The sequence below is a fragment of the Streptomyces fragilis genome (genome assembly GCF_003112515.1).
Classification (GTDB): Bacteria; Actinomycetota; Actinomycetes; order Streptomycetales; family Streptomycetaceae; genus Streptomyces; species Streptomyces fragilis.
Map to the genome: position 1 here is coordinate 92,607 of NZ_BEVZ01000005.1, position 12,522 is coordinate 105,128.

The following is a 12,522-nucleotide window of genomic DNA, read 5'->3' on the forward strand; positions in this document are numbered from 1 at the left end:
AGCGGGTCCGGAGAGGACCGTGCCGCGAGGACGGGACGGTCAGCCCAGGGCCTCGGCCACTTCGCGGGCCGCCTCGACGACGCGGGGGCCCACGCGCTCGGGCACCGCGTCGGAGAGCATGACGACCCCGACGCTGCCCTCGACCCCCGTGACCCCCAGCAGCGGCGCCGCCGCCGCACACGCCCCGCCGTCGCCCTCGCCCCGCACGAGGGTGAACCCGGGGTCCGCCTCGTGGCGCGCGGCGAGGATCGCCCGGCCCGCGGCGCCCTGGTCGAGGCGGTGCCGGTGCCCGGGCCGGTGGGCCACGTGGAAGTCCGTCCAGGTCGGCTCCGCCACCGCGACGGTCAGCGCCTCCGCGCCGTCGACCAGGGTGAGGTGGGCGGTCGCCCCGATGTCCTCGGCGAGCGACCGCAGCGCCGGCAGCGCCGCCTCGCGGACCAGCGGGTGGACCTGGCGGCCCAGTCGCAGCACGCCCAGACCCACCCGGGCCCGCCCGCCGAGGTCACGGCGTATCAGCGAGTGCTGCTCGAGCGTGGCGAGCAGGCGGTACACCACCGTCCGGTTGACCCCGAGCCGCTGGGAGAGCTCGGTGACGGTCAGCCCGTGATCGGTGTCCGCGAGGAGCTTGAGGACACGCAGTCCTCTGTCGAGGGTCTGGGAGGTCTCCGCGGTCACGACACCCACTCCTTCGGTGGTGAGGTCGGCGGCCGGCGCCGGCAGGCGTGCATCACGCGCCGGGGCGACGCTGCCACGGGCCGTGTTCGTGGCGCGAGATTAGCGAAGGCGGTCCGCTGAGCGGAAGATGCCGTCCAGAATCCGGGCAGGACACGAAGCACCCTCCGGCGGCGCGAGGGTTCCCCGACCGGCGGGCCGCTGCGACCCTGGCCTCATGAGCCGTGACCCCCTGATCAGCGACCTGATCGCCCGACTACTGGACGGCCTTCCCGAGGACGCCGTCCTGACCGACCCCGACGTCACCGCCTCCTACTCGCACGACATGGCCAGCTTCTGCCCGGCGGGCGAACCCGCCGTCGTGGTCCTGCCGCGCACCACCGAACAGGTCCAGCACGTGATGCGCACCGCCACCGAGCTGCGCGTGCCCGTCGTGCCGCAGGGCGCCCGGTCCGGGCTGTCCGGCGCCGCCAACGCCAGCGACGGCTGCATCGTCCTGTCGCTGATCAGGATGGACCGCGTCCTGGAGATCAACGCCGTCGACCGCTACGCCGTCGTCGAGCCCGGCGTGATCAACGCCGACCTGTCCCGCGCGGTCGAGGAGAAGGGGCTGTGCTACCCGCCGGATCCGTCGAGTTGGGAGATGTGCACCATCGGCGGCAACATCGGCACCGCCTCCGGCGGCCTGTGCTGCGTCAAGTACGGCGTCACGGCCGAGTACGTCCTCGGGCTGAAGGTGGTCCTGGCCGATGGCCGGCTGCTCACCACCGGCCGCCGCACCGCCAAGGGGGTCGCCGGGTACGATCTGACCCGCCTGTTCGTCGGCTCCGAGGGATCGCTGGGCGTGGTGGTCGAGGCGGTCCTCGCGCTCAAACCCAAGCCGCCCCGGCAGCTGGTGCTGGCCGCCGAGTTCGGCTCGGCCGCGGCGGCCGGCGACGCCGTCTGCCGGATCATGGAGGGCGGCCACGTGCCCTCGCTGCTGGAGCTGATGGACCGCACCACCCTCAAGGCCGTCAACGACCTTGCCAGGATGGGCCTGCCGGAGGAGACCGAGGCGCTGCTGCTCGCCGCGTTCGACACCGCCGACCCCGCCGCCGACCTGGCCGCGGTCGGCGCCCTGTGCGAGGCGGCCGGCGCCACCCAGGTGATCCCCGCCGACACCCCCGCCGAGTCCGAACTCCTGCTCAAGGCACGCCGGTTGAGCCTGATCGCGCTGGAGGCGGTGAAGGGCGCCACGATGATCGACGACGTGTGCGTACCCCGCTCGCGGCTCACCGAGATGCTGGAGGGCGTCGAGCGGATCGCCGCCAAGTTCCAGCTGACCATCGGCGTCTGCGCCCACGCGGGCGACGGCAACACCCACCCCACCGTCTGCTTCGACGCCGCCGACCCCGAGGAGTCCCGGCGCGCCCGGGAGTCGTTCGACGAGATCATGGCCCTGGGCCTGGAACTGGGCGGCACCATCACCGGCGAGCACGGGGTCGGCATCCTCAAGAAGGAGTGGCTGGCCCGCGAGGCCGGGCCGGTGGCCATGGAACTCCAGCGGGCGGTGAAGGACGCCTTCGACCCGCTCGGGCTGCTGAACCCCGGCAAGCTGTTCTGACGCCGGCCGTTCCGATGCCGGCTGTTCTGATGCCGGCTGTTCCGGCACCGGGGCCGCCCGCTCCCGAAGCGCACGGCGCCTCACTCCAGGGCGAGCAGCTCGGCCAGCGGGCCGTCCAGGTCGAGCAGCTCGCCCTCCCGCCCACGGGGCACCATCCGCAGGGTGTGCGCCAGCCAGTCGGCCACCTCCCCGGCGGGCGCCTCCAGCAGCGCGTCCCCGCACGGCGAGGACAGCGCCAGCAGCATCACCGGCGCGCCGCCCTCCACGCCGTGCCCCGGCCACACCCGCACGTCCCCCGGCCCGCAGGCCCGGAACCGGCCCTCCACCAGCAGGTCACGGGCGAACGACCAGTGCACCGGCCGGTCGGCGCCGCAGTGGAAGTCGACGTGCACGGCGAACGGGTCGTCGGTGGCGTACCGCAGCCGCGCGGTGACCGGCGCGTGCCGCTCCGCCGACACGATCAGCTTCATGGTCAGCTCTCGTTCCACCACGGTCCGCATGATGGGGCTCCTCTCCAGGCGGCTGTGCGTCTTCGTGGAAGGAGAGGGCCGTGCGCCCCGGGCATTACGCGACTCGCGGAGGTTTTTTTCCGCCGTGCCCCCGCGGTGCCGCCTCCCCGCCCTTCCTCACGTCCCAAGGGACCACCGATCCGGGTGAACCCGCAGCGAAGATCAACCCGTTCGGGGCTCGTACGGCCGGACGGGCAGTGCCGGGTGCGCCGTTCTGGTATGTGTGGGGAACCCGATTCGAAATCCCGAGCAGATACCGGACACGACGGACATGAGTGCGCCCACCCCGGCCCCCGGTGACGACACGCCCCGCGAGGGTTACTACCCGGACCCGTCCATCCCCGGATACGTCCGGTACTGGAACGGCTCGGCCTGGGTGCCGGGCACCAGCCGCCCGGCCCCGACGGACGGACGGCCGCTGCCCCCGCCGCCCGGCGTGTCGCCCCAGGCGGCCGCCCGCCCCGCGGCGCCCGCTCCGGCGCCCGGCCCTGCTCCGGCCCCGCCCGCCTCGCCCGGCGCCGACCGGCCCTCCGGCGACTCCGGGCGGCCGGCCGCTCCCCTTCCGTCGCCGTCCCCGGCGCCCGCGCCCGCCGTCTCGCCGCCGGTGGTGCCGCAGTCGTTCGGGGCGGTGGACGAGACGGGGCCCCAGTTCCTGGACACGAGCGACGAAATCGTCACCGAGATGGCGCCCGAGACGGGCCGCACCCCGGTGGTCCCTTCGCCCACCCCGGCCCCCGGGCCGCCCCCGGCGCCCGTGACCTCGCAGCCGTCACAGCCGTCGCACCTGGACGGCGGCAACTCCGCGCCCCCGGCGGGCGGTTCGGGCTGGGACGCGGTGCGGGCCGGCTCGGCCGAGCGGCCGCGTCCGGTCTCGTGGGGCTCGGCCGGGCAGGAGACGCCCGACCCGCGCTCGGTCGCGGACCAGCAGTCCGAGCAGCGGCCCTCGCAGGAGGGCACCATGGTGTTCCGGACCCGCCCCGCGGCCGAGCAGTCGCCCGCCGGCCCCCAGGGCCCGCAGCAGGCGGCGGCCCCGGTGCCCGCCCCGGCCCCGGCCCCGGTTCCCGCACCCGCACCGGCACCCGCATCGGCTCCCATCCCGGCGTCGTCTCCGTGGCCGCAGCAGTCCGGGCACCTCGCGGGCGACCAGGCCGCCGCGCAGGCCGCCGCCGCGCAGGCCGCCGCGGCCCAGGCGGCGCTCGCCCGGGCGTCCGCCGCGCACGCCGCCGCGCAGGCGACTCCGCAGGCGGCCGCGCAGGGCCCGGCGGCCCCGTGGAAGCCCGTGCAGGAGGACCCGTTCACCGCCGCCGCCCGGCGTCAGGCCTCCGCCCGTCCCGCGCCGCTGGGCAGCCGGGTCGCGGCCCGGCTGATCGACCTGGTGCTGGTCGGCGCGGTCACGGCGGCCGCGGCGGTCCCGCTGGGCATGCGGGCGTGGGAGCACGTGCAGGACAAGCTGGAGGCGGCGCGGCTCTCCGGGGAGAAGGTCACCGTCTGGCTGGTCGACGGCACCACCGGCGTCCAGCTCGGCATCGTCCTCGCCGTGCTGGTGGTCGCGGGCGTGCTCCTGGAGGTGCTGCCGACCTCCCGGACCGGGCGTACGCCGGGCAAGAAGCTGCTCGGGCTCCAGGTCCGCGACATCGAGGGGCACGAGCCCCCGTCCTTCGGCACGGCACTGCTGCGCTGGGCGGTCGGGACGATCCCCACGCTGCTGGTCGTCGGTGTGATCGGCCACCTGTGGGCCCTCTTCGACCGTCCCTGGCGGCAGGCATGGCACGACAAGGCCGCGCACACCTTCGTCGCCGGCCGCTGACGCGGAAGGGGCGCCCCGCCGAATCGGCGGAGCGCCCCCTCGTCGGGCGGTGTGCGGCGGTCAGAGGTTGCCGCGGCGGGCCTGCTCGCGCTCGATGGCCTCGAAGAGAGCCTTGAAGTTGCCCTTGCCGAAGCCCATGGAGCCGTGCCGCTCGATCATCTCGAAGAAGACGGTCGGCTTGTCCTGCACCGGCTTGGTGAAGATCTGCAGCAGGTAGCCGTCCTCGTCGCGGTCCACCAGGATCTTCAGCTCGCGCAGCGTCTCCACCGGCACCCGGGTCTCGCCGGCCCACTCGCCGAGGGTGTCGTAGTAGGAGTCCGGGGTGTCGAGGAACTCGACGCCGGCCGCCCGCATGGTGCGCACGGTGCGCACGATGTCGTTGGTGTTGAGCGCGATGTGCTGGACGCCCGGACCGCCGTAGAACTCGAGGTACTCGTCGATCTGCGACTTCTTCTTCGCGATCGCCGGCTCGTTGATCGGGAACTTCACCTTCAGCGTGCCGTCCGCGACCACCTTGGACATCAGGGCGGAGTACTCGGTGGCGATGTCGTCGCCGATGAACTCCTTCATGTTGGTGAAGCCCATGACCCGGCGGTAGAACTCGGTCCACTCGTCCATCCGGCCGAGCTCCACGTTGCCCACGCAGTGGTCGATCGCCTGGAAGGTGCGCTCCGCCGGCGGCTCCACGATCGGCCGGGCCACCTGGTAGCCGGGCAGGTACGGGCCCTCGTAGCCGCGGCGCTCGACCAGCGTGTGGCGGGTCTCGCCGTAGGTGGCGATCGCGGCGATCACGACGGTGCCGTGCTCGTCCTTCATCTCGTACGGCTCGGCGACCGAACGGGCGCCGTGCTCGATGGCGTAGGCGTAGGCCGCCCGGGCGTCCGGGACCTCCAGGGCGAGGTCGACGACGCCGTCGCCGTGCTCGGCGACGTGGCGCTCCAGGAAGCGGCCCCAGTCGGTGGCCGGCTTGATCACCGAGGTGAACACGAAGCGGGCGGAGCCGTTCTCCAGGACGTAGCTGGCCGTCTCCCGGGAGCCGTTCTCCGGTCCGGAGTAGGCCACCAGGCGCATGCCGAAGGCGGTCGAGTAGTAGTGGGCGGCCTGCTTGGCGTTGCCCACCGCGAAGACGACCGCGTCCATTCCCTTGACCGGGAAGGGGTCGGCCTGCCGGGCGGTGTCAGGAACGTGGTGTGTGGTCTGCGTCATGTGGGCAGGGTCACCCGCGACCGCAAGGTGCGCAATCCATGGCTTTTTCGCTGCGCAGGTTGCACAGTCGTAGGGCCGTGACGGCGGCGTATCTGTACAGGATGACCATCGGTGGGGGCGTCCCATGGGGATCGACAGGCTGGACGGGCGGATCATCGCGCTGCTCGCGCGGGAGCCGCGGCTGGGCGTGCTGGAGATGTCGCGCCGGCTCGGTGTGGCCCGCGGCACCGTGCAGGCGCGGCTGGACCGGCTGCTGGCGCGGGGCGTGATCCGCGGCTTCGGGCCCGACGTGGACCCGGCCGCGCTGGGCTATCCGGTGACCGCGTTCGCCACGCTGCAGATCCGGCAGGGGAGCGGGGCGGCCGTGCGGGCGCACCTGGCCTCCGTCCCGGAGGTCCTGGAACTGCACACCACCACCGGCAGCGGCGACATGCTCTGCCGGCTGGTCGCACGGTCCAACGCGGACCTGCAGCGGGTGATCGACCTGGTCGTCGGCTTCGACGGCATCGTCCGCGCGTCCACCGCCATCGTCATGGAGAACGCGGTGCCGCTGCGGGTGATACCCCTCGTCGAACAGGCGGCCCAGCTGCCGCCCCCGGCCGCCACCGGGGCTCCCGCCGAGGCCCTGGTGTGACCGGACCGGACCGGGCCGGGCGACGGCGGATGCCGGCCCGGACGGGCCGGCGTCGGTGTCGGGCGGGCCGGGGCCGGCGGCGGGCGTCAGCCTGGAGCGGGCCGGGACCGGGGCCGGCGTCGGGGGCGCCGGCCCGGATGGGTCGAAACCGGCGGCGGGCGTCAGCAGGAGGGGACGGAGCCCTTGCCGGTGCGCAGCGCCTCGAGCGCGGTGATCGCGCCCTTCAGGCTGGTCACGGGTACCAGGCGCAGCCCCTCCGGGCGCTCGGCGAGGGCATCGCCGCACTCGGCCCGGGGCACCAGGAACACCGTCGCCCCGTCACGGACGGCCGCGCGGGTCTTCAGGGACACGCCGCCGACCGGGCCCACCGCGCCGTCGGGCGCGATGGTGCCGGTACCGGCGACCACCGTGTCGCCCGCCAGGTCGGTGCCCAGCTTCTCCACGATGCCCAGCGAGAACAGCAGCCCCGCGCTCGGCCCGCCGACGTCCGCGAGCCGCAGCGTCACCTTCACGTCCTTCGGGTCGCGCCCGAGGTACCCGAGGGCGGCCTCGGTCGCGTCGTCCTGGGACTGCCGCATCTGCTCGGTGTTGTACTTCTCGATCTCCTCGACGTCGTCCCCGCTCGGGTAGACGGCGTCGGTCGGCATCACGGCCTCGTCGGTGCGGAACCACCCGTCCACGACGTCCGCGAGCCGCACGTCGGCGTCCGGCCCGGTCGCCTCGATCGTCGTCATCCGCAGCTGTCCGTCCACCGGCACGGCGCGGACACCGGGGCCCTCGACGGTGATCACCGGTTTGCCGTCACGCTCGCCGAGCACGTTCGCGGTCAAGCCCGGCCGTGCCACCGTGAACGGAAGCGGGGCGAGCGCCGCGACCGCGACCAGCGCGGCGGCGGGCAGGGCGCAGAGGGCGACGGCCTGGGGGCGCGAGAGGCGAGAGAGCACGGGGTCAATCTAACGGTGCGCACCCCTCCCCCGGACGGACCCCTGCCGGATGCGAGCACCCCGCGGGCGCGGTCGACTCGCCCCATGAGCAGCGACGCCCCGCCCCCGCCGCCCCCGGACGACGACGACCCGTTCCGCAAGCGCCCGCCCTCCGGCGGCGGCGCCCCGGGCACGGGCGACGCCGCGGGCAACGCCGGCGCAGCGCCCGGCCCCGGCAGCCCGTACGGCCGGCCCGGCGGCCCGGAAGGTGCGGGAGGCCCCGGCGGCCCGGAAGGCCCCGGCGGGCCCCGCGGCCCGTACGACCCGCCCGGCGGCCCCGAGGGCCCCGGCGGCGCGCACCCGCAGGGCAACGCCGGCCCCGGCAGCCCGTACGACCCGGGCGGCCCCGCCTCACCCGGCGGCCCGCACGGCCAGTACGGGCCCACGGGCGCGTACGGCCCCGGCGGCCCGTACTCGGGAGGCACGGCCCCCGACCCGCTCGCCGGCATGCCGCCGCTGGCCGACAGCCTGCGCCGCGTCGCGGCCCGGATCATCGACCTGGTCCTCGTCGGCGTGGTCGTCGGCCTGCTGGCCTGGGCGTTCGACGTCGACGAGTACGAGTTCGACACCGACCGCGTGGACGCCGCCAAGTTCTGGATCCGCGACATCATCATCGCGGTTCTCTACGTCGCCTACGACACCATCATGATCGCGCGCAACGGGCAGACCCTCGGCAAGAAGCTGCTCAAGCTGCGCGTCGCCAACCTCGACGACGGCAGCACCCCCTCCATGGCCACCTCGCTGCTGCGCGCGGCCGTGCTCTGGGTGCCGTTCGCCTTCTGCTGCGCCTGCCTGTGGATCGCGATCACGGGCGGCTGGAGCTTCTTCGACAAGCCCTACAAGCAGGGCCTGCACGACAAGGCCGCCAAGACGGTGGTGGTCAGCACCGAACCGAACGGCTGACGCGAATCCGGTGACGGCCCGTCAGCGCCGCGCGGGCTCCCGCCGCGCGGCGTCCGCCGTGTCCGAGGTGGCCGGAACCCGCTCCTGACCGCCGCGCCCGGCCGGCCCGGAGGCCACCGCGGCGAGCACGCCCAGGGCGAGCGAGAGGATCGCGACCAGCGCGACGGCGAGGACCGAACTCGCACCGCTGAGCGCCAGCAGGGCGACCGTGCACAGCACCGCCGCGCCGGTGCCACGGACCAGCTGCGCGGTGGACGGGGTCACGGGGGGAGTCACGGGCGGACGGGCCATGGCAATCGTGTCCTCGGTGCGTAGGTGGGCGACGGTCTGTGCCGGGAACCGCGGAGACCGCGCCTCCCGAAGGGCAGGGCACGGCTTCTGTCCGGCACATGCCCGAGCCATCTGCCGGACAAGCGCGCCACCGTCCGGCGACGGGTGCACCGGGGGGCGCACGCAGGCACGCGCAGGGCACGGCAAGCGCCCCGCCCTTCCCGACCGAGCGACCGCTTACACGAAGTGCTCACGACAAGTCAAGGTCTGGTTTTTCCACGGAACCTCCGGTCAAATGTTCTCACTTGACACACGCGTATCTACGCGCGCAGCTCCTGCCTGCCTGGAATCGCAGGACCAGTACTTCCGTACTCAGGACATCTCTCATGTGCGCGCGGACGCGGGGGAGGAATTCAAGTGGCATCCAGATGGGCGCTTCGGGCGGCCGCTACTGCCGTCGTCATCACGACGGCCGGAGCCGGTCTCTCGACCTTCGCTGTGGCACAGCCCGCCGAGGGCACCGCTGTCACCGCGAAGACGGGCTCGCCGACCAAGGGCGAGAACCGGGAACACAACTTCGAAGGCCCCCTGACCGACAGTCAGGAGGCCAAGCGCGACGAGGCCATCAACCAGGTCCTCGCCGGCGAGGCCACGGCCGAGAAGAAGAACGGCTCCAAGGTCGTCGAGCTCAAGGGCAGGAACAAGCACCGCGGAAGCAAGTACGTCGAGCTGGGCCGGGAGAAGACCGACAAGATCTTCACCATCCTGGTCGAGTTCGGGGACCAGGTGGACCCCCGCTACGGCGGCACCCCCGGCCCGCTGCACAACAAGATCGCCCAGCCGGACCGGTCGAAGGACAACTCGACCGAGTGGCAGGCCGACTACAACCAGAAGCACTTCGAGGACCTGTACTTCGGTGAGGGCGAGTCCCTCAAGACGTACTACGAGAAGCAGTCCTCCGGTCGCTACTCGGTCGACGGCGAGGTCTCCGACTGGGTCAAGGTGCCCTACAACGAGGCCCGCTACGGCTCGAACCTCTGTGACCCCTGCGCGTGGAACGCGGTGCAGGACGGTCTGAACGCCTGGTTCGCGTCGGAGACCGCGAAGGGCGCCACGTCCGCCGAGCTCAAGTCCCGCCTGGCCGAGTACGACCAGTGGGACCGCTACGACTTCGACGGCGACGGCAACTTCAACGAGGCCGACGGCTACGTCGACCACTTCCAGATCGTGCACGCCGGTGAGGACGAGTCCGCCGGTGGCGGAGCCCAGGGCGAGGACGCCATCTGGGCCCACCGCTGGTACGCGTTCGGCACCGACGCCGGCCGCAGCGGCCCGGAGGGCAACAAGCTCGGCGGCACCCAGATCGGTGACACCGGCATCTGGGTCGGCGACTACACCATCCAGCCGGAGAACGGCGGCCTCGGTGTCTTCGCCCACGAGTACGGCCACGACCTCGGTCTGCCGGACCACTACGACACCCAGGGCGGCGAGAACTCCACGGGGTTCTGGACGCTGATGTCCTCGGGTTCGTGGCTGGGCACCGGTGACGGCCAGATCGGCAACCTCCCCGGCGACATGAACGCCTGGGACAAGCTGCAGCTGGGCTGGCTGGACTACAAGCTGGTCGACTCCAAGAAGGCCTCGTCGACCAAGCTGGGCGTGCAGTCCTACAACACCAAGGACAAGCAGGCGCTGATCGTCGAGCTGCCCGAGAAGAACGTCACCACCGAGGTCTTCACGCCCGCCCAGGGCGAGAAGCAGTGGTGGAGCGGCAAGGGCGACGACCTGCGCAACACGCTCACCCGTAGCGTCGACCTGACCGGCAAGACGTCGGCCAAGCTGTCCTTCGAGGGTCAGTACGACATCGAGCAGGACTACGACTACGGCTACGTCGAGGTCTCCACGGACGGCGGCGCCAACTTCACGGCGATCGACGGCACCGTCGAGGGCCAGCCGATCCCGCGTGACGGCAGCGGCGCCCCGGCGCTGACCGGTGTCGTCGACACGAACTCGACCTTCGAGTTCCCGCTGGACGCGTACGCCGGCAAGCAGATCCAGGTCCGCTTCCGCTACGCCACCGACGGTGGCCTGTCCCGTCCGGGTCTGGTCGCCGACAGCATCGTCATCACGGCGGACGGCGCGGCGGTCTTCTCCGACGACGCCGAGACCGAGGTGGCCGGCTGGACCGCCAACGGCTTCACCCGTGTGGGCTCCAGCTTCACCGACAGCTACCCGCAGTACTACATCGTCGAGAACCGTCGTCACGTCGGCTACGACAAGCAGCTGAAGACGGGCCCGTACAACTTCGGCTTCTCGACGACCCGTCCCGACTGGGTCGAGCACTACGCGTACCAGACCGGCATGCTGGTCTGGAAGTGGGACACCTCCCAGGCGGACAACAACACCAGCCAGCACCCGGGCACCGGCCTGATCCTCCCGATCGACGCCCACCCGGCCCCGCTGCGCTGGAAGGACGGCACCCTCATGCGGAACCGCATCCAGGCCTACGACTCTCCGTTCGGCCTGACGCGGACCACCGGCATGACCCTGCACAAGGCCGATGTCGCCACCGTCGTCCCGTCCCTGCCCGGCGTGCCGGTCTTCGACGACACCAAGGACGACTACTACGACGAGGCCAACAAGCTGGCGGGTGTCAAGGTCGACAGCACCAACACCCGGATCCAGCTCGTGAAGCAGTCCCACGACGGCTCCACGATCACGGTCCAGGTCGGTCCCGCGCGCCGGTAGTGCGTACCAAGTGATCTAGGCCACATCGCATCACCGCAGGTCGGACAGCGTTCGGCGGCGTTCCCCTGGCGGGGCGCCGCCGGACGTGTTCAGATGCCTCCCATCGAAATTTTCGACGTCGACGGGAGGCATCGTCATGTCCTCAGGATTCGTCCGGCTGCCGAGCGGCAGTGTGGTGGTCGCGCTGACGCTGCCCCGGCCCGACGAGCCGGGGGGCCGCGGGAGGGACCGGGACCGGGTGCGGGTGCTGGTGCACGCGCGGAACCGGGCGCGGGCGCTCACCCGGCTGCGCAACCTGGGGCTGCGGGCGGTGTACCTGCGGGGCAACGTGGCGCCGCCCACCCCCGACGAGGTGACGGCGGTCCTGCACCACCCCGACGGCCTCATATGGCGCGCGGCCCCGGCCCCCCGCGGCGGTCAGTACCACCCCTGGCACCCCATCCGCACCCTCGTGGGCCGCCCCGCGGCCTGGGCCTGACCCGCAGGCCCCGCACCCCTCGGGGCCCGCACCCCGCAGGGCCCGCCCCCCTCGGGGGCCGCGCCCCGCAGGCCCCCTGACCCGCAGGCCCCGCGCCCCGGCGGGCGTCAGCCGCCCGCGACGACCGGCTCGCCCGTGAGGTCCACCCCGGCCAGCCGGAGCTCCTCCAGGGCGCGGTCGGTGGTGGCGCGGGTGACACCCGCCGTCAGCGGGAGCAGGACACGGGTGCGCAGGCCCGCCTTCACCGCGTCCAGGGCCGTCGCCCGCACGCAGTGGTCGGTGGCGATGCCGACGACGTCGACCTCCTCGACGTCCCGTGCCCGCAGCCACTCCGCGAGCCCCACGCCGTTCTCGTCGGCCCCCTCGAACCCGCTGTACGCGGCCGCGTAGGCGCCCTTGTCGAAGACCGCGTCCACCGCCCCCGAGGCGACCGCGGGCGTGAAGTTCGGGTGGAAGCCCACGCCCTCGGTCCCCGCCACGCAGTGCGCCGGCCAGGAGTGCACGAAGTCCGGGTCGTCCGCGAAGTGCCCGCCCGGCGCGACGTGGTGGTCGCGCGTGGCCACCACGTGCTGGTACGCCCCCGCCTGGCCCGCCTGACCGATCAGCTCCGTGATCGCCGCGGCGACGTCCGCGCCGCCGGACACCGCGAGGCTGCCGCCCTCGCAGAAGTCGTTCTGCACGTCCACCACGATCAACGCTCGACGCATCG

At 73.2% G+C, this 12,522-nt stretch carries 12 protein-coding genes; 6 read left to right on the top strand and 6 right to left on the bottom strand.

Translation table 11 applies throughout. From position 1 onward, the window contains the following. Positions 1–39 precede the first annotated feature (39 nt). The gene (locus Sfr03f_RS18785) at positions 40–675 is read right to left on the bottom strand and encodes an IclR family transcriptional regulator (RefSeq protein ID WP_108955131.1); all 636 of its coding nucleotides are present in this window, start codon (positions 673–675) and stop codon (positions 40–42) included. A 214-nt stretch (positions 676–889) separates the two neighbouring features. Between Sfr03f_RS18785 and Sfr03f_RS18790 the strand changes: the two genes are divergently transcribed. Continuing rightward, positions 890–2,275 (top strand): FAD-binding oxidoreductase, encoded by a 1,386-nt coding sequence (locus Sfr03f_RS18790; protein WP_108955132.1) that lies wholly within the window; start codon positions 890–892, stop codon positions 2,273–2,275. 80 nt (positions 2,276–2,355) lie between these two features. Here Sfr03f_RS18790 and Sfr03f_RS18795 read toward each other — a convergent pair whose 3' ends face one another. After that, positions 2,356–2,778 (bottom strand): SsgA family sporulation/cell division regulator, encoded by a 423-nt coding sequence (locus Sfr03f_RS18795; RefSeq protein WP_108955133.1) that lies wholly within the window; start codon positions 2,776–2,778, stop codon positions 2,356–2,358. A gap of 277 nt (positions 2,779–3,055) precedes the next feature. Between Sfr03f_RS18795 and Sfr03f_RS18800 the strand changes: the two genes are divergently transcribed. Next, positions 3,056–4,591 carry an RDD family protein gene (locus Sfr03f_RS18800; protein WP_108955134.1) on the top strand — a complete coding sequence of 512 codons (1,536 nt, stop codon included), beginning with the start codon at positions 3,056–3,058 and terminating at the stop codon, positions 4,589–4,591. Positions 4,592–4,651: 60 nt separating this feature from the next. Here the strand turns inward: Sfr03f_RS18800 and hppD are convergent, their stop codons facing one another. Continuing rightward, on the bottom strand, positions 4,652–5,797 hold the full coding sequence (gene hppD / locus Sfr03f_RS18805; RefSeq protein ID WP_108955135.1) for a 4-hydroxyphenylpyruvate dioxygenase: 1,146 nt from the start codon (positions 5,795–5,797) through the stop codon (positions 4,652–4,654). Between the two features lie 124 nt (positions 5,798–5,921). Here hppD and Sfr03f_RS18810 point away from each other — a divergent pair, with 124 nt between their 5' ends. Further along, positions 5,922–6,431, top strand: coding sequence for an Lrp/AsnC family transcriptional regulator (locus Sfr03f_RS18810; protein ID WP_108955136.1), 510 nt, complete (start codon positions 5,922–5,924; stop codon positions 6,429–6,431). A 161-nt stretch (positions 6,432–6,592) separates the two neighbouring features. Here Sfr03f_RS18810 and Sfr03f_RS18815 read toward each other — a convergent pair whose 3' ends face one another. Next, on the bottom strand, positions 6,593–7,375 hold the full coding sequence (locus Sfr03f_RS18815; RefSeq protein WP_108955137.1) for a S16 family serine protease: 783 nt from the start codon (positions 7,373–7,375) through the stop codon (positions 6,593–6,595). An 84-nt stretch (positions 7,376–7,459) separates the two neighbouring features. On the opposite strand from Sfr03f_RS18815, the gene Sfr03f_RS18820 reads away from it, so the two are divergent. Beyond that, positions 7,460–8,317, top strand: coding sequence for an RDD family protein (locus tag Sfr03f_RS18820; RefSeq protein ID WP_108955138.1), 858 nt, complete (start codon positions 7,460–7,462; stop codon positions 8,315–8,317). A 21-nt stretch (positions 8,318–8,338) separates the two neighbouring features. Here Sfr03f_RS18820 and Sfr03f_RS18825 read toward each other — a convergent pair whose 3' ends face one another. Continuing rightward, positions 8,339–8,581, bottom strand: a complete 243-nt coding sequence (locus tag Sfr03f_RS18825; protein ID WP_159105676.1) for a hypothetical protein — start codon at positions 8,579–8,581, stop codon at positions 8,339–8,341. A gap of 423 nt (positions 8,582–9,004) precedes the next feature. Between Sfr03f_RS18825 and Sfr03f_RS18830 the strand changes: the two genes are divergently transcribed. Together Sfr03f_RS18830 and Sfr03f_RS18835 are read left to right on the top strand one after the other, a co-directional pair. Then, complete coding sequence (locus Sfr03f_RS18830) at positions 9,005–11,335, top strand: immune inhibitor A domain-containing protein (RefSeq protein ID WP_108955140.1); 2,331 nt, start codon at positions 9,005–9,007, stop codon at positions 11,333–11,335. A gap of 136 nt (positions 11,336–11,471) precedes the next feature. Beyond that, complete coding sequence (locus tag Sfr03f_RS18835) at positions 11,472–11,813, top strand: hypothetical protein (RefSeq protein ID WP_108955141.1); 342 nt, start codon at positions 11,472–11,474, stop codon at positions 11,811–11,813. Between the two features lie 107 nt (positions 11,814–11,920). On the opposite strand, the gene Sfr03f_RS18840 is transcribed toward Sfr03f_RS18835, so the two are convergent. Further along, a complete protein-coding gene (locus Sfr03f_RS18840; protein WP_108955142.1) occupies positions 11,921–12,520 on the bottom strand; it encodes an isochorismatase family protein in 600 nt (199 codons plus the stop codon). Positions 12,521–12,522: the final 2 nt, after the last annotated feature.